At 55.3% G+C, this 18,207-nt stretch carries 11 protein-coding genes and 1 pseudogene; 2 read left to right on the forward strand and 10 right to left on the reverse strand.

The window, feature by feature from the left end; all coding sequences use genetic code 11:
* Positions 1-35: 35 nt before the first annotated feature.
* From ACHHV8_RS26635 to ACHHV8_RS26655, 5 genes are all read right to left on the reverse strand, one after another.
* On the reverse strand, positions 36-1,358 hold the full coding sequence (locus ACHHV8_RS26635; RefSeq protein ID WP_395162388.1) for an MFS transporter: 1,323 nt from the start codon (positions 1,356-1,358) through the stop codon (positions 36-38).
* Between the two features lie 129 nt (positions 1,359-1,487).
* Positions 1,488-1,982: a hypothetical protein gene (locus ACHHV8_RS26640; protein WP_395162389.1), complete on the reverse strand. Its 495-nt coding sequence runs from the start codon at positions 1,980-1,982 to the stop codon at positions 1,488-1,490.
* 170 nt (positions 1,983-2,152) lie between these two features.
* Entirely contained in the window at positions 2,153-2,572 is a 420-nt protein-coding gene (locus tag ACHHV8_RS26645) for a DUF350 domain-containing protein (RefSeq protein ID WP_395162390.1), read from the reverse strand.
* A gap of 116 nt (positions 2,573-2,688) precedes the next feature.
* The gene (locus ACHHV8_RS26650; RefSeq protein WP_395162391.1) at positions 2,689-3,366 is read right to left on the reverse strand and encodes a PspA/IM30 family protein; all 678 of its coding nucleotides are present in this window, start codon (positions 3,364-3,366) and stop codon (positions 2,689-2,691) included.
* Positions 3,367-3,506: 140 nt separating this feature from the next.
* Positions 3,507-5,876: an endonuclease MutS2 gene (locus tag ACHHV8_RS26655; RefSeq protein WP_395162392.1), complete on the reverse strand. Its 2,370-nt coding sequence runs from the start codon at positions 5,874-5,876 to the stop codon at positions 3,507-3,509.
* A gap of 249 nt (positions 5,877-6,125) precedes the next feature.
* Here ACHHV8_RS26655 and ACHHV8_RS26660 point away from each other — a divergent pair, with 249 nt between their 5' ends.
* A complete protein-coding gene (locus ACHHV8_RS26660; RefSeq protein ID WP_395162393.1) occupies positions 6,126-6,494 on the forward strand; it encodes a phage holin family protein in 369 nt (122 codons plus the stop codon).
* A gap of 247 nt (positions 6,495-6,741) precedes the next feature.
* The gene (locus ACHHV8_RS26665; RefSeq protein ID WP_395162394.1) at positions 6,742-7,170 is read left to right on the forward strand and encodes a cytochrome C oxidase subunit II; all 429 of its coding nucleotides are present in this window, start codon (positions 6,742-6,744) and stop codon (positions 7,168-7,170) included.
* A gap of 99 nt (positions 7,171-7,269) precedes the next feature.
* On the opposite strand, the pseudogene map reads toward ACHHV8_RS26665, so the two are convergent.
* From map to pheS, 5 genes and pseudogenes are all read right to left on the reverse strand, one after another.
* Positions 7,270-8,017: pseudogene (map, locus tag ACHHV8_RS26670) on the reverse strand (type I methionyl aminopeptidase).
* Between the two features lie 139 nt (positions 8,018-8,156).
* Positions 8,157-8,705, reverse strand: coding sequence for a CvpA family protein (locus ACHHV8_RS26675; protein ID WP_395163639.1), 549 nt, complete (start codon positions 8,703-8,705; stop codon positions 8,157-8,159).
* 8 nt (positions 8,706-8,713) lie between these two features.
* Positions 8,714-13,675, reverse strand: a complete 4,962-nt coding sequence (locus tag ACHHV8_RS26680; RefSeq protein WP_395162395.1) for a hypothetical protein — start codon at positions 13,673-13,675, stop codon at positions 8,714-8,716.
* Positions 13,676-13,889: 214 nt separating this feature from the next.
* The gene (pheT, locus tag ACHHV8_RS26685) at positions 13,890-16,328 is read right to left on the reverse strand and encodes a phenylalanine--tRNA ligase subunit beta (RefSeq protein WP_395162396.1); all 2,439 of its coding nucleotides are present in this window, start codon (positions 16,326-16,328) and stop codon (positions 13,890-13,892) included.
* A 23-nt stretch (positions 16,329-16,351) separates the two neighbouring features.
* Entirely contained in the window at positions 16,352-17,386 is a 1,035-nt protein-coding gene (gene pheS / locus ACHHV8_RS26690; protein WP_395162397.1) for a phenylalanine--tRNA ligase subunit alpha, read from the reverse strand.
* Between the last annotated feature and the right edge of the window lie 821 nt (positions 17,387-18,207).

Raw genomic sequence — 18,207 nt, forward strand, 5'->3', positions numbered from 1 at the left:
TAACGTCCTTAATTGTAGCGGCAGAGACATTTTTGTCAAGGCTTGGCCGCCTTTACCGCCTGCTTCTTCAATGCATCCCGGCTCATGAAAAACCACGAAACAAGCGGCGAGCAGCCGATCCCGAAAAGCAGCCAATTCATGACCGCCGGGGCGGTGGAATTCGAAGCGACAATGATAAACACCGCTGTGCCGAGAATCCGGCCGATATTTAACATCAGCTCTCGAAGCACGATGTATTCTTCCCTCTGCTTGACGCTGTCCGGATTTTTGCCGATCAGATCAAATACAGAGGACGTCATCGGAATCGAATACAGCGGAAAAAAGAGCCCTGCCCCTATGCCGAAAATAAGCAGCGTCGTAAAATTGACTTTCCAGAAAAAAGGGACGAGAATCAATACGATCATGAGAGCTCCGAAGAACATAGCCCCGCGGCGGTTTTTATTTTTGAGCAGACGCCCTGCGATCAAAAAACTGACGAAAGATACAGCCGAGCTGATCAAAGAAAAATTGCCCAGCTTCATCTCGCTCCCGGTATGTACGTAGACCAGCAGGGCGATCATGAAGCCGAATACCCCTTCGCGAATGCCTTGCGCAACGAGAGCTAGAGAGACGGTTCGCCATGCGGTGCTCTTTTGCCTCAGACACCGGATGGTCAGAAACCATTCATAATGCCCCTCCGCCTTCCTTTTTTTCAGAAAAAAGCTGAACACCACCCCGATCACAAAAACGATCAGCGAAATGGTGAAAATAAGGCGGTACCCGTTTGTTTGCTTCATATGGACGATCAGGAAGCCCGAAATCCATGGCGCAATCATGCCCGCGCCCGCTCCGAGAAGCCCGGCCCAGCCGTTAAACCGGTCGCGGTTATCCGGATCGGTCACTTCAAAGTAAACCACATTGAATGCAAGCCAAAACAATCCCGCCGACATGCCCTGAATCACACCGAGCAGAATGAAGAAATCGGCTGCCCGCTCCCCAGCCCAAAGCACGGTTAAATAAAATAAGGCCGATACGGCGACGCCTGCCCTCAGGCAGTTCATCTTGTTGTGCTCTTTCACCCATTTGCCCGCCATCCAGAACGTGACTGCCATCGTCAAATGATGGATCAGTGTAAACCAGCCGATCAGGGTAAAATCTTGTCTGGCCTTCCACAAATAAACGTTAACAAACGTACCGGACAGCGCATTCGCCGCGGCGACCAAACCGTGCACCGTCAGCAGCAGACGGGTTTGCGCTTCAAGCGGGGCTTTGCTCTTACGCGACGGCGTCTGCTTCCCGCTGCCCTTGTAGCGCCATGCCGTGCGCTCATTTGCACTGCGAATCCATTTGTGCGGAAAATGCTTAGTTCCTGAATGCATAAGCTCACCTGAATTGTTGGATTAGGGTGTTTCGTCTTGTTAACCTTCCCCCTAAGCCAAAAATCATGAGCGTATACAAAAAAAGGAATACTCACGCTTTCATGAGCATTCCTTGTTCTGCGCTTGCCTTTATTGGCCGCCATGCTGCTTGAGCAGCTCGATCAGACCCGAGCGGTCCTGTTCCGACAGCACCTGCTCAACCTTGTAGCAGGACGGACAAACGTATACTTTCACAGCATAATCCGTTTTCAACAAAGGCTTCTTCAGCGGCTTGGGAGCGTTAGGTTCAAAGCCCGGCAGCGCTTTCTGATGACCGGCAAGCAGCATTAAGCTCTGGCAGGCGGAGCATTCCGGCGCTTCCTCCTGTGTATCCAGAACACGCTGTACGCCTTCCTCATAATCGTCCATGACGTCGAAATCTTCGTCTTCCTCGTAATCTTCCTCATAGTCGTCCAGCTCTTCGTACGTCACTTCTTCGCCGGTCGGTCTTACTTGCAATTGTATGCTGCGGTATTGTCCAAGCTCGTTAAAGCAATGAGGACAAGTGTCCTCCGGACCGATCTCCGGGTCCCATACGATCTCGGTCTGACACCATGGACACAGCTGGTCATGCTCATGCGGCATCCTACATTCCTCCGATTCTTTAGCTAGCCAATCATTAGCTGGTATCGCTCTATGCATGCTGAATAAAATAATAAATGCCTATGCCGAAAAATACAAGCGCAAGCGCAAACAAGGTACCCCACAAATACTTCATTTCACTGCCTCCTGAATCAGATCCCAGCCTGTAAAAATCAGGTTACGCTGGCCCCGATAACATACGAAATCGAAATGGAGATCATCATGGAAAGCAGCCCGACCGCCTTATTATCCTTTTGAATCTCCTCGTCAATTTTAAAATAAGGCGTCAAAAATTCAAAGATAAAATAGGCGACGAGCAGCAAAATAAATCCGTATCCCGCCCAGATTAACGAATGCAGCAATGAATCGTTATTCAAAATCGCAAAACGGAACAAATTGCAAATCCCGAAAATTTTGCCTCCGGTCGCCATGGCAACCGAAATGTTGCCGTTCTTGATCTCCTCCCAGTCCTTGTACTTGGTCACCACTTCAAATACGGCGAGAAACACAATCAAGGCTACTATCGCTACGGAAAAAAACGCCAGCGTCTCAATATACGGATTAGCTAACAATACATCCACCTCTTCATTCAACGTTCATAACCTCACCCTCATGAAGATCTTATCAAATCATGGGATTGTGCGACAACGGGGGAAGAGACTGCGGCTATCGCTGCAGTCTCTACCGGTTATTCGATGCCTATGCGGTTTTAGGATTGCTTTTTCGCTTGAAGCTTCGCACGAAGTGCGGCCAGCTCGTCGTCCACGCCGTCATTTTTCCCTAATTGATCCAGCTCATCATCGAGGCTGCGGTTCTTGGAACGCAGTTCGTTGCTCGCTTCGGCTTCCGCTTCCATCTGAAGCACTTTCTCGGACATGCGGTCGAAGCCTTTCGCTGCGTTGTCGGTTCCAAAGCCGGACATCGCTTGGTTGATCTGCTTCTGCGCCTTCGCCGCCTCGGCACGGGCGATCAGCAGATCCTTCTTGTTCTTCATCTTCGTAAACTCGTCCTTCATTTCGGACAATTGGCTGCGAAGACGGTCCGCGTTTACTTTCGCATTGTCATACTGCTTCTTCAGCTCGTCATAACGGGCTTGATGCTCTTTCTTATCCTGCAGCGCGCGGCGGGCCAAATCCTCGTTCCCCTGCTCCAGAGCTTTCAAAGCCTGCTCTTCGCGCTTCGTAACCATTTCCTCGGATTCTTCGTACTGCTGCTTGAATTTCTTCTCGACAGCGATCTGTTTTGCGACCGCTACTTCCGCCTCGCTGATATCCGCTTCCATGTCACGCAGGAACTGGTTCAGCATTTTTACCGGGTCTTCCGCTTTGTCGAGCAAATCGTTGATCGAAGCCGCCGTCAGGTCACGCAATCTTTTAAAAATTCCCATAAATGAATTCCTCCCATGAATGTCGGTATTTGTATTATTAAGCATTACTTTCGAAAGTTGATGTTCCATCGATGTTCACACTTATACATACGAAACAGCCATAAAGGTAGTTTCAGCGAGCGCCAAAATATTTTTTTGGATTATTTCAATTCGACGACAGTTACCCCTGAGCTGCCCTCGTTATAGTTGCCGATGCGATAGCTCTTCACATGCTTGTGCTTGCGCAAAAATTCCTGAATGCCCGCGCGCAGAACGCCGGTGCCTTTACCATGTATGATATACACTTGACCAAGATTTGCCAAGTAGGATTCATCGAGAAAACGGTCCACTTCGATAATGGATTCCTCGATATTGGACCCGCGAAGATCCAGCTCCATCCGCACATTCTCGTCGCGCGTCCGCTTTACGCTGGCTGCGGTCTGCTGAGGCTTCTTCACAGCCGCTGCCGCGGCCTTCACCAGCTCCAGGTCGGCCAGCTGCACCTTCATCTTCATAATGCCGAGCTGTACCGTGGCTTCGGTATCGCTGATAATGTCCACGATGTGGCCTTTTTGGCGGAGATTGGTGACCAGCACCTCGTCGCCTGCCTCCAGTTTATCCGGCTTGTTCTTGGCCGACTTCGCCGGCGTCTTCTTCGAACGCAGCTCGGGCACCGCCTGGTCGAGCCTGCGCTTGGCGTCGCTCAGCTGGTGATCCTTCACGCCGAGCGCTTCCTCGCGCCGGATGCGGCGCAGCTCGGCGATGATCTCGTCCGCTTCGCGCCGCGCCTTCGCGACGGCTTCCTGCGCTTCGAGCTCCGCCCGCTCGAACAGCTTCTCGCGCTGCTCCGCAAAGCGCTGCTGCTCCGCTTCGAGCTTCGCGCGCAGCGTTTCGACCTCGCGGCGCTGCCGCTCGGCGGTGTGGCGCTCGGCCTCCGCGGTCAGCCGGTTTTCCTCCAGCGTCGCGATCATCGACTCGACGCGCTGGTCTTCCTCGCCGACCTGGCCGCGGGCGTGGTCGATAATCGACTTCGCCAGGCCCAGCCGCTCGGCGATCGCGAACGCGTTGCTTCGGCCCGGCACGCCGACCAAAAGGCGGTAGGTCGGGCTCAGCGTAGCGATGTCGAACTCCATGCTGGCGTTAATAATGCCCTGCCGGTCAAACGCATACGCCTTCAGCTCGCTGTAATGCGTCGTAGCGATGATCCGGCAGCCCATGCGGTGAATGTATTCAAGCAGGGCTATAGCCAGAGCGGCACCTTCCGCCGGGTCCGTCCCGGCGCCAAGCTCATCGAGCAGCACCAAGCTTTTGGGCGTCATCTCTCTCAATATGCGGATAATATTCGTCATATGACTGGAAAACGTACTCAGGCTTTGTTCAATGCTTTGTTCATCGCCGATATCGGCATAAATCGCGTCAAATACGCACAGCTGGCTTCCTTCCTCCGCAGGCACGAACAGCCCTGACATCGCCATCAGCGAAAGGAGGCCGATGGTTTTAAGCGAAACCGTCTTCCCGCCCGTATTCGGGCCCGTAACAATAATAGTCGTATATTTGTTTCCGATTTCCAAATCCAAGGGAACAACCTTGTCGGGAGGAATCAGCGGATGCCGTCCGCGCTTGATTTTGATAAAGCCGCGGTCGTTTAATATCGGCAGCGTCGCTTTCATTTCATGGGCCAGACCCGCTCTGGCAAATACAAAATCAAGCTCTCCGAGCGCGTCCACATTGACCAGGAGCTCCTCGGTCACTTCCGCAACCAGAGCGGTGAGCATGCGAAGAATTTTTTCCACTTCCGCTTCTTCCTTCAGCTTCAGCTCCCGGACGCGGTTGTTCAGTTGAACGACGACCTCGGGCTCGATAAAAAGCGTCGCCCCGGACGCCGACTGGTCATGGATTATACCGCCGAAATTGCTCCGATATTCCTGCTTTACCGGCAGCACGTAGCGGTCATTTCGAATCGTGACGAGATTATCCTGCAGCATCTTTTGAATGGACGGCGTTCTGACCATCTGCTCCAGACGGTCGCGCGCCCGTGTCTCGCTGCCTCTCAGCTCCTGGCGTATCTTGGCGAGCTCCGGGCTTGCCGAATCGACCACCTGGGCATTCTCGTCAATGCACTGTTTGATCTTATCCTCGGTCGGCTTCAGCTCGGTCATCTGCTCCGCCAGCACTATGAGCGAAGGAGTAGCATATTCTTCCTGAAGGTCGCTCAGAAATCTTTTCAGGCGGCGTCCTCCGTAAATCGTATTCGCCACGTCATACAGCTCCGTCGGATTGAGCATGCCTCCGATCCGCGCGCGGTGAATGGATGCCGTAATATCGCGTATGCCGCCAAACGGCGCGCTGCCCTTCAGCCGATTGACATTGACTGCCTCGTCGGTTGCCTTGAGCCTGCGCTTGACCTCTTCAAAATCGCCGATCGGCTGCAGCGCCTCCACGCGGCTTTTGCCCAGCCCCGTTTCCGCGTGCTGCGCACACTTATATAAGATGGATGCATAATCCAGCGTCTTCAATATTTTGTCGTTCAATTGCTTTTCCTACCTTTCCTTTCCGTCACAGACCTATTCATTATATTATAGCTCAGACCTAAAGCATTAGCTAATTTTCAATTACAAACGATTCTTTCATATTTCCGGATTCCGGATACATATTGCTTACGCTTCTGGTTATAATACCATGTGCATCAATACAAACAGGGCTCGCGTCCACACCATTTTCACAAGCCTTTCGTCGAACATACTCAAAATTCCGTCTTTCTCAAAAGGAGGTATCAGCCGATGCATTTGCTTGGCCATCTTGTCAGGTTTATCGTGTCTGCTTTGGTGCTGATGGTTGTGAGTTGGATCGTTCCGGCTTTTGAAGTGGGCGGTTTCTGGAGCGCATTTTTCCTCGCTCTGGTTATTGCTATTGCCGCTTGGGTAATAGAGGGTATATTCGGCAAACGAATTACCCCCTTTGGCCGCGGTATCGTCGGATTTATCGTGAGCGCGGTCATTATCTGGCTGGCCCAGTTCATTGTCAGCGGTGTGACGACGAGCTTTATTGGTGCAATTTTGGCAGCACTGGTTATTGGGATCATCGACTTGTTCATCCCTGTGAAAACACCGTTTGAACAAGGAATCAGCGGTCGCGAGAAGGGCAAATAAGCCTTTCTCCGCACGGCTGCGAGAAGCCCGGATCCGGATGCTACCGAAAGAAAAATCAGTCTGCGGGGCACCGTACGACTGATTTTTCCTATATTTTTGCTTTTTGACGGCAGTGCAGACAGGGGATGCGGCATTTCACATTCCCGCCCCGGTTTTGTCACGGCTTCGTCACCGTATTTGCCCGTCAGTTCCTGTATGATAGGGTTGAAGTCAAACATCAATTATTGGAAAATTGGAGGGTTCTCAGATGAAAAAGCTTATCGTATTAGTGTTTGCCATTACACTTGTCTTTGCCCTATCCGCTTGCGGACAAAAAGAAACGGCGCAGCCGCCCGCAACCAACAACGGAGGAACGACAGGCGGTACTACAGGCGGAACAACCAGTGGAACAGGTGGCGCGGCTGCAGGAGGAGCTCAAAATATCAAGCTCACCGCTACCAACTGGCAGTTCGACCAGCCTGAGTACCGAGTAAAGCAGGGCCAGGACGTTACCGTAACGCTTGAAAACAAGGAAGGTCTGCACGGCGCTCAAATCAAAGACTTCAACGTTAACCTGAACGGTCAAACCTTATCGAAAACGTTCAAAGCCGATAAAGCGGGCACCTACGATATTATCTGCTCCGTACCTTGCGGACAAGGTCATTTGAACATGAAGTCCAAGCTGATCGTCGAATAATCTATACAAATTGCATACGAATGAAAAACGACCAAAGCTGTGAAAAGCCTTGGTCGTTTTTGTGTTTCCAAATGATGGAAGATCCAGTGTGCAGCAGTCCTACAGCTGAGTTAAAATGATAGGACCTTCGCTTGTAATGGCAATCGTATGCTCATACTGAGCGGACAAGCTGCCATCCAATGTGCGTGCTGTCCAACCGTCGCTGTCCAGCTTGGAGCGGTAGCCCCCGATATTCAGCATCGGTTCGATCGTAATGACCATTCCCTCTTTGAGTCTTCGTCCTTTACCCGGAGGGCCGTAATGCGGCACTTGGGGCTCCTCGTGCATTTCCTGGCCGATGCCGTGGCCGATAAATTCACGGACCACCGATAGTCCTTCCGCCTCGGCATACACTTGGATCGCATGCGAAATATCGCCGATCCGATTGCCGGCGACCGCCTGTTCGATCCCCTTAAACAAGGATGCTTTCGTCACCTGCAGCAAATGCTCCGCCTCCGGCGAAATCTTCCCTACCGCATACGGACCAGGCGGAATCGGCAAGCCATCCGTTTAAATTGACCACCATGTCGATAGTCACGATGTCCCCTTCATTAAACGGATTATTGTTCGGAAAGCCGTGGCAGATGACATCGTTCACGGATGCGCATGTAGCAAAGGGATAGCCATGAAACCCCTTTTGCTCCGGCGTCGCTCCATGCTTGGCCAAGTATTCTTCCACGAATTTATCGATTTCCAAGCCGGTGATCCCGGGCCGAATCATGTTCGCTATTTCCTGATGACAAGCAGCAAGAAGCTTCCCCGCTTCGTGCATAAGCTGAATTTCTTCCATCGTCTTAATGGTTATCATGGACGCGTTGCCCCCTCTAGATGAAAAAACACGAGCGCCTCCAAAGAGGCAATCGTGCAATTTTATCATTCATTATTAACTTGACTATATCGAATTGTATAGGAGGTTGTCAAACCTGAAGGCAAAGCGCATATCCGGTTTACACGGATTTCCTTTGATCCCAAAGCTCATGCAGCTTATCCGAAACCGCAGGAACGGCGTTCAATAAATAAGGAGCGGCCCGGGAGTTTTTTAGCAGCTGTTGTACCGAATCGTTAGGTAGTACGGTCATGACCTGTACGGCTACAACAATCAAAACTAATGCTTCCGCCAGCCCCAGAAAAGCGCCGCTCCATTGGTTGATCAGCTTAATGCCGGGAGTCAAGGCGATCCAATTCAAAATACGCCCGACAATGCTCAAAGCCAGCTTTACGCCGAACAGCAGCAGAGCGAAGGCAATAGCATTATACATATATGTATCCAGGTGCAGCCCTTTGACCAGATATTCGTACTTTTGATATGAAGCATAGGAGGGCAAAGAGAGCGCCTGGGCAATCCATGGCGCCGCATCTTTGTAAAAGGCGAACGCCACCATGTAGGCGACGATCAAACCCGCAACCGAGACAAGCTGACTGACCAGCCCGCGGTAAAACCCCATAACGGTACCGGCCAACAGAATGACCGCGGCAGTCCAATCCAATCCGTTCATTCCCACGTCTATTCCTTCTCCACCAGTTCGATCCATTCGTTATACTCGATTTGAAGCTTCTCGTATTCCGATTTCAGCTCGCTGAGTTCGGCGAATACATGCTGTGCCCGGTCCTGGTGGTCGTGATATTCCTGCTGCAGCGCGCGCTGCCGGCGCCCTTGCTCCTCGTACTGCTCCTGAAGCTCGTTATACAGCTCGATCTGAAGCTGGAGTTCCTCCTGCTGAGAAGCGAACTGCTTGCGAAGCTGTTCGTGCTGGCCGGACAGCTCTTCGTTTAATCCCTGCCAATGAGCGCACTGCCGTTCCAGCTCCGTCAGCTTGCCTAGCTGTTCTTGCTGCTGTGCGGCAAGCCGCTCATTATGCTCCAGCATTTCTTTATACCGCTGCTCCGAATCGGCTATCTGCCCGGCCGTTTGCTGCAGCCTTTCCTCCACCGCAGCAGCTGCCTCGGCTTGGCCTTGCAGTTGCTCCTGCAGTGCGCCGCACTGCGATTGAAGGCGGCTTATCTCTTCGCTGGAAGCGGCTTCCTTCTCGTTCAGCCGATCCCGAAGCTCATTATATTGATCTTCCAGCTCTTTATAAATTTCTTCTTGAAGCTGAATTTCCTCGCGCTGCATCCCCTGCGTTCGGCGAAGCTCCTCGGCCTGCGTTGTCAGCTCGTCACAGCGGCGCTGCCACTGGCTTGCGCTTTCCTGAAGCTGAAGCTGGTATGCCTGCTGTTCGCGGAACTGGGAAAGCAAGCCCCGCTGCTCCTCTTGGAGGACGCTCAGCTGCACCTTCTGCTCGTCCAGCTGCTTCTCTCGCTGAGCCAGCTGTTCCTCCAGCTCTCTAACGCGCTCGTCCCGAGCTTGTACCGCTTCCCTGCTGCTCGTCTCCAGAGCCGAGAGCTGCTGCTGAACGCCACCATGCTGCTGCTCCAGCTCGGCATACAGCTCCAGCTGGAGCTGCATTTCTTCAAGCTGGCTGTCGAGCAGCGACTGCACTTTCTCGTACTGCTGCCGAAGCTCGGTCATTTCATTCGCAGCTGCGCTCTGCTCCAGCTCGTACTGCTCGACCTGCGCTGCGAGCGCACGGCTGTGCTCCTCATGCTGGTTCAGCTGCTCGCTCAGTTGAGCCTGGTACTCCAGCTGTTCATTGAACTGCTGCTCCAGCGCCGTGACATAGCGAGCGGACTCCCGCTGCTGCCTCTGCAGCTCACGATTCGATTCCAGCTGCGCTTCATAAGTCTGCTGCTGAAGCCGGATTTGCTCCTGCATCTGATCGATTTGCAGCTGGAGCTGCCCTGTCTTCTCCAGCAGTTCCTGCTCCTGCAGCTTGCCGAGCTCCGCAAGCTCGGACGCGGCAAGCTCTTGGGCAGCCAGACGCTCCGTTAGCTCAGCTCTGGCCTGCTCCAGCTCCAAGCGGGCCTGCTGCTCGCTGCGGTATGCGTCTTCCGCCTGTTCGCGCTCCGCCTGGACCGCTTTCAGCTGCTCCGCTTGCAGCTGAAGCTCGGCTTCCTGGAGCTTGCCGAACGCCTCCAGCTCTGCTGCGGCACGCTCTTGCTCCGCCAGCCGCGCTGTCAGCTCCTCGGCTTGGCGCTCGCTCTCAGCCAAGCGGCTCGTCAGCGCGCTTTCGCTCTGCTCTCGCTCCGCCAGCCGCGCTGTCAGCTCTTCGGCTTGGCGCTCGCTATCGGCCAAGCGGCTCGTCAGCTGGCTTTCGCTCTGCTCCCGCTCCGCCAGCCGCGCCGTCAGCTCCTCGGCTTGGCGCTCGCTCTGGGCCAAGCGGCTCGTCAGCGCGCTTTCACTCTGCTCCCGCTCTGCCAGCCGCGCCGTCAGCTCCTCGGCTTGGCGCTCGCTATCGGCCAAGCGGCTCGTCAGCGCGCTTTCGCTCTGCTCCCGCTCCGCCAGCCGCGCCGTCAGCTCCTCGGCTTGGCGCTCACACTCGGTCAACAGGCTCACAAGGTCCATTTCGCTCTGCTCCCGCTCGACCAGCTTGGCCGTCAGCTCCAGCGCCGTGTGCTGCTCTGATTTGCGGGCTTCCTGTTCGCTTTGGCAGACCGTCTGAAGGCGATCGATCTCTGCTGCCGCAGCCTTTAACCGTTCCGTCTGGGCCGCCAGCTCTTCCTCCTGCAGCTTGACCAGCTCCTCCAGCTCCGCTGCGGACCGTTCTTGTTCCGTTAACCGAACAGCCAGATCGGCAGCAGCCCGTTCCTGAAGCTCTAAAGCTTCTCTCTCGCTCTGCAAAGCGGCTTCCAAACGCTCTTTCTCCGCCAATACGGATTGAAGCCGTTCAGATTGGACGGTAATTTCTTTTTCCTGAAGCTTCGCCAGCTCCTCCAGCTCCTGCGAGGCCCGCTGCTGTTCAGCCAGGCGTCGTTCCAGCTCTATCCGTTCGCCCTCCTGCTCCGCCTGCCGCTGCGACAAGTCTGCTGCAGCCAGCTCCTGCTCACGCAGTCGGGCCGTAAGTTCTGCTACGGACTGTTCTTGGTCCGCAAGCCGCTCTGCGAGCTCTGAGGCAAGATGCTCGCGCTCTGCCAAACGGCTCGTCAGCTCGTGCTCGCTCTGCTCCCGCTCCGTAAGACGGGCTGTCAGCTCGGCGGCCGCTTGCCGCTGCGTCTCCAGCGCTTCCCGCTCATTCCGGTAAGCCGCTTCCAGACGCTCCCGTTCCGCTAGGGCAGCCTGCAGCTGCTCCGCTTGGGCAGCAATTTCCTCATCCTGCAGCTTGCCGAGCTCCTCCAGCTCCGCCGCGTTACGCTCCTGCTCGGACAGCTTTCGCGATAAAACCGCCTGCTCGCTTTCCCGCGCCGCCAACTGCCCGCGCAGTTCGGCTGCCATCTGTTCATGCTCAGCCAAACGAAGACCAAGCTCTTCTACAGCTAGCTCGCGTTCCGTCAAGCGATCCGACAGCTCCTGCTGACTTCGCTCTCGCTCCGCCAAAAGGCCGGTCAGCTCACGCTCACTTTGCTCCCGATCCGCCAATTGGCCCGACAGCGCATGAACGCGCTGATCCCGTTCCTTTAATTGGCCTTCCAGCTCGTTCACGGCCTGTTCCCGCTCAGCCAAGCGCTGCTCAAGCTCGGAGGCCGCTTGCTCGCGCTCAGCTAACCATTCGGTGAGCTGTACCGCCTCTTGCTCCCGTTCCGCCAGCTGAACGGTCAGCTCTTCAGCCTTCCGCTCCTGCGCCTTCAGCGCCTCCCGCTCGCTAACGTAAGCCTTATCCAACCGCTCCTGCTCCGCCTGGGCGGCTTTCAGCTGCCCGGTCAGAGCGGCAAGCTCCGCGTCTTGCAGCTTACTCAGCTCCGCAAGCTCCGCCGCATTCCGCTCCTGTTCCTCGAGACGCCGTGCCAGCTCATCGCGCTCCTGCTCCTGCGCAGCCAGCCGCCGCTGCAGTTCACTGCCCGCCTGCTTCTGCTCGGACAGCTGCGCTGCAAGCTCCGCAGCCGCTTGTTCCCGTTCCGCAAGACGATCGGCAAGCTCCGCTGCGTTTCGTTCGCGCTCCAACAATCGTTCAGCAAGCTCGGACAAGCTTTGCTCCCGCTCTGCAAGACGGCTCGTCAACTCGGCGGACGTCTGCTCCTGTACGGCTAAACGGCTCGCCAGCTCCGCAAACGCAGCTTCCTTCTCGGCTAAACGGCCTGCCAGCTCCTTCGTCTCGTGCTCCTGATCCGCCAGCCGCTTGGCAAGTCCTGCTGCCGTCCGCTGCTGCACCTCCACCGCTTCACGCTCGTTTCGGTACGCCGCTTCCAGACGCTCCCGCTCCGCATTCGCCGTCTGAAGCTGAGCCGTCAGCGAAGCCATTTCCTCTTCCTGCAGCTTGCCGAGCTCTTCCAGCTCGGAGGCCGTATTCTGCAGCTCCAGCAGCCGGGCGGACAGCTCCTCGCTCTCCCCCTCCTGCTCGGCAAGGCGGCTCGTCAGCTCGGCGGCTGTCTGCTCCTGGGCAGCCAAACGGTCCGCCAGCTCCGACGCCGCAGCCTCCTTCTCGGCCAGCCGGGCCGCCAACGCCTTCGCGCTGCGCTCCTGCTCAGCCAGCTTGCCGGCCAGCTCGGTCGCCGTCCGCTGCTGCACCTCCAGCGCTTCCCGCTCGCTCCGGAACGCCGCATCCAGGCGGTCACGCTCCTCCTGCGCAGCCTTGAGCTGTTCTGCCTGGGCCGCGATTTCCGCGTCCTGCAGCTTGCTCAGCTCCGTAAGCTCCTCGGCCGCCAGCTCCTGCTCAGCCAAACGGCTCGCCAGCTCCGACGCTTCCCTTTCCTGATCCGCAAGCCGGCCCCGCAGCTCGGCAGCTGCTCCTTGCTGCTCCTTCAAGCGGCTCGCCAGGTCAACAGCCGCGCCCTCCTGCTCGGCTAAGCGGCCTGCCAATTCCGCAGCGGCGGTTTCCTTCTCCGCCAGGCGTTCGGCCAAATCGGCGGCGGCAGCTTCCTTCTCCGCCAAACGCTGCGCCAGCTCGGACGCCGCGCTCTCCTTGTCGGCCAGACGGCCGGCGAGCTCTTCCGCATACAGCTGCTGCGCCGCCAGGGCGTCCCGCTCGGTGCGGATATCCGACTCCAGGGTCTCGCACTGCTGCTCCAGCTGCAGAATCGCCTTCTGGAGCTTGGCTGACTCCGCCAGCGCCTGCGCCCGCTGCTCCTCCAGCTCCTGACCCGACGCTTCCAGCTCGAGCGCGCGCATCTGCTCAAGCTCCAGCTCCTGCATCAGCCTGAGGTGCTGCTCCTTGAGCTGCGTCAGCTCTTCCTTCGACTTCTCCAGCTGCTTCTGCTTTTCCAGCGATTCATCGAGATCGTCCTGCATTTTAAAATAATCGTCTGCCATCTGTACGGCGGCAAGCACCGCAATTTTCGGCGTATCCAAACGCGGGGAACCCGCGGCAATTCTGTGCATCTGGTCGTTTACTTGCGCCACGACACGTTTCATGTAGGTAGCGCTGGTTCTCGCAACCAATTTATATTGATTGCCGAATATGTCGACCGTCATCCGGATTTTATCTTCATTGTTCACAAGCCTGCGCTCCTTTCGGTCTCGGATAAACGGCCCCCTGCGCCGGGCAGGTTTAAGCTCGTTTCTCCCTTGCATCCAAGTACAAAAATTGCTGATGAACCGCTAAATATCAACAAAAAAAAGAAATTCCCTCGTATCCATAATAATTCGATACGGGGAATCTCTTTTCCTTCTGTAACCTAGAGCTTTTTAGGATAAAACTGCCGATTTTGGGCTATTTTCTGAGCTCTGCGCCAAACGTTTCCGACAATGCGGAAACGACCTTCGCATGCAGCTCGCTAACCTCTTCATCCGTGAGCGTTCTTTCCGCCGTCCGGTAGACCAAAGCAAGGGCTACGCTCTTTTTGTCGGCGTCCACACGGTCTCCCGTATAGATGTCAAACACCTGGATAGTTTCCAGCAGGCTGCCCGCGATTTCACGCACCTTCGACATCAGCGCGCCTACCTGCACCTCACGGTTCACCACAACGGCGATATCCCGTCCGATGGACGGATAACGCGGCAGCGGCTGATACGTAATCTTGGTGTCGGCATGATCTGCCAGCACGCTGAACTCAAGCTCGAGCACATACGTATCGTCCAGATCCTTCTGCTGCTGCAGCGACGGATGAAGCTGGCCCATCGTACCGATGATTTTGCGGCCTTCGGCCGTCTCCAGCGTAATATGCGCGGTACGTCCCGGATGGAAGCCTTCCGGCTGCGCCGCCTCGTAGCCGATGCCTTGGATACCCAAGTAGCTTACCAGGTTTTCCAGCACGCCTTTGAGATCGTAAAAGTCGACGGCACCCGATTTGCCGGTCCAATGCGTATCGTGACGCTTGCCCGTCAGCAAAGCGGACAGCAGCAGACGTTCCTCCGGCAGACGGGTAAGAGAAGCCTCGTCTGTCACGAATACCTTGCCGATTTCAAATACGGCCACATTGTCGGTGTTACGGTTGCGGTTATACACAGCAACGTCGATCAGGTGCGGAATGAGACTTGTGCGCAGCGTGCTGCGCTCTTCGCTCATCGGCATCGACAGCGTAATCGGCTTGGCTTCCTTATAAGCGCCCGGGAATTCGCGGATCTGCTCCGGATGGGTGAAGGAATAGGTGATAGCCTCATGCAGACCGCTACCTGTAAGCAGATTGCGGGCCAAGCGGCGAACCGCCTGCTCTTCGGTCAATGCTCCCGGCGTCGTCACCCCGGACATTAACGTTGTAGGAATATTGTCATAGCCGTACAAACGAGCGACTTCTTCAATCAGATCGACAGCCTTCGTAATATCTCCGCGGCGGCTCGGCACATGAACCGTGAACGTTTCGCCGGACGTATCGATCGTGAAATTCAAACGATCAAAAATTTCTTTTACCTGTTCCGCCGTCAAGTCCGTGCCCAGGTAATTGTTAATCCGGCTGACCGTAAGGGTGATTTGCACCGGCTGATGCTGCTGCGACGCCTTTTCCACGATTCCGATAGCCACCCGGCCTCCGGCATATTGGGCGATCAGCGAGGCCGCCCGGTTCAGCGCAGGCAGCACTGCCTCCGGATTCACTTCCTTCTCAAAGCGCAGCGACGCTTCCGAACGCAGTCCGAGCTGACGTGATGCCTTCCGCACGGTACCGCCGTCGAATTTAGCCGATTCCAGCAAAATGGAAGTCGTCGCATCCGTCACTTCGGAGTTTTCCCCGCCCATAACGCCAGCAAGCGCAACCGGCTTCTCGCCGTCGGTAATCAGCAGCATATGAGGCTCCAGCGTACGCTCCACACCGTCCAGCGTGACAAGCCTTTCGCCCTGCTTCGCCATCCGCACATCAATATGACCGTTCGCCAGCTTCTCGGCGTCAAACGCATGCAGAGGCTGTCCGTATTCGAGCATTACATAATTCGTAATGTCTACGATATTGTTGATCGGGCGAATGCCTGCCGCCATCAGACGGTTTTGCATCCATAGAGGAGACGTGCCGATCTTCACATTCTCAATGTAGCGTGCCGCATAGTGCGAGCACTGCTCCGTTGCCGTGATGTCGACGGAAATTTTGCTTGAGGCCTGTACCGCGCCGTTCAGTCCCTGCTCCGCATCCGGCAGCTTCACTTCACGCCCGAGAATGGCGCCGATTTCGTAGGCTGCGCCCAGCATACTCAGGCAGTCCGAGCGGTTCGGCGTCAAATCCAGATCGAGCACCTCATCGTTGATCGCGAGCACATCCAGAATGCTGGCGCCGATTTCGGCATCCTCCGGAAGAACCAGAATGCCTTCCTGAATTTCCTTCGGCAGCAGCTTGTCGTTCAGGCCGAGCTCCTTGGCCGAGCAGATCATCCCTTGGGATTCCACGCCGCGCAGCTTGGCGCGCTTGATCGCAAGACCGTCCGGCAGCTTGGCGCCAACGATGGCGACGGGCACCTTTTGGCCTGCAGCCACATTTTTCGCTCCGCAGACGATCTGAAGCTCCTCGTCCTGGCCTACGTCTACCTTACAGACGCTCAGCTTATCCGCATCCGGGTGCTTCTCGCGGGATTTGACAAAACCCACGAACACCTGGCTTACACCTTTATTCCGATTTTCCACGATATCTACTTCAATGCCGCTTCGCGTCAGCTTCTCCGCCAGCTCCGCAGCCGTATATCCAGTTACGTCCACATATTGGGACAGCCATTGATAAGATACTTTCATGTAAGTTCACGCTCCTCTCTCAATCACAAATGGGCAAACTGCTTCAGGAACCGCAGGTCGTTCGTATAGAAATGACGAATGTCTTCGATGTCGTATTTGAGCATCGCTACGCGCTCCACGCCAAGACCGAACGCAAAGCCGCTGTATTCCTCAGGATCGTATCCGCCTTTTTCCAATACGTTCGGATGCACCATACCCGCTCCGAGAATTTCCAGCCAGCCCGTTTGCTTGCACACCCGGCAGCCGGAGCCCCCGCACATCGCGCAAGTCACGTCAACCTCGACGCTAGGCTCGGTAAAAGGGAAGAAGCTCGGACGCAGGCGAATTTGCGTATGCTGTCCGAACAGCTCGCGCACGAACTGCAGCAGCGTGCCTTTCAGGTCGCTCATCCGGATGTTCCGGTCGATGACAAGCCCTTCAATCTGCGTAAACATGTGAGAGTGCGTCGCATCGTCGTCGTCGCGGCGGTATACTTTGCCCGGGCAAATAATTTTGACAGGCACGTCGCCTTTCATTTTCTCCATGGTGCGAACCTGTACCGGGGAAGTCTGCGTACGCATCAGAATCTCCTCGGTAATGTAAAAGGAATCCTGCATATCGCGCGCCGGATGGTTTTTCGGCAGGTTCAACGCCTCGAAGTTATAGTAATCCTGCTCGACCTCGGCACCTTCCGCCACGGTGTAGCCCATCCCGATAAAAATATCCTCGATCTGCTGAATGACCTTGGTCAGCGGATGGGTCGCGCCGTGCGCCGACGGACGGCCCGACAGGGTAACGTCGATCGTTTCCGCGCTCAGACGGGCTTCCGTTTCCGCCTTCAAGTATTCTTCCTGCTTGCTTTCAATTACCGCCTCGATCGCAGCGCGCACGTCGTTGGCTACCTGACCGATAACCGGACGCTCCTCTGCGCTCAATGCGCCCATGCCTCTCAAAATTTCCGTGAGCGGCCCTTTTTTGCCCAAATACTTGATTCTCATGTCCGCCAGCTGCTGCTGGTTCGAAACCTGGGCCAGCTCCTGCAAAGCTTCCGCTTTTAGTGCTTCCAGCCGTTCTTTCATCGGTTACATCCTCCTTTTGGTCTATACGGAACACTTGAGTCTTGAAAAATTCTTGAGAACCCCCGGCGGCTCGCCAAACGTCTGCTCCGAAATTTCCTGTACAACAAAAAAAGGCCTTCCCGTCCCGGTAAGGGACGAAAAAGCCGTGGTACCACCCTTGTTAGAGAAGAACTCCCGCACTCCCGGTCTTGCCGGCAGCATGGAGAAGCCTGACTTCTCACTTCATTGAACATAACGGTTCGAACGCGAACGTTCATGGCCGGTGCCTCCTACTTGCCGGCGGCTCAAGCCCCGGTTTCAAAGGTCTGCTCGGGAGCGAACTTCGGCAGCCTGATTCTATTAGAACCGCTCTCAATCTCCGGCGGCTCCTCCCTGTAATGAGGCACTGCTTACTTGTCTCCGTCAACGCATTTGTGTTGTATGAAACTTTACAATATTATATGCAAATTATACCGCAGATGCAAGTGGCGGGCGCGCGGTTCCTCAGGCAGCGGTACACACTGCCTCTATAGGTCTTCGGATTTATGCGCATAGGTATCCGGTTTCTTGCCTGCTCATCGGGGCGAAAAAAATGACTGCGATATGAACAGTCCGCAAAGACAAAAATTAAGGATGTTGAATTTTGTCGATTAATTTATTATGATTTTCCAGGCGATTATTTGAATATGGACGCCGAAAACAAGCATATTTCCAGTATTTATTATTGCATGACGCCGATTTCATGTCCGTGATCGGCCTTATTTACTGTCAATTTCTGCGCAACAAGTGATACGTATTGTCCGTAGATATCATGAAGCTGTTTTTCTATAATTAAAGTGATA

Origin of the sequence: Paenibacillus sp. TAB_01 (assembly GCF_043945595.1) — a bacterium.
Taxonomy (GTDB): domain Bacteria; phylum Bacillota; class Bacilli; order Paenibacillales; family NBRC-103111; genus Paenibacillus_S.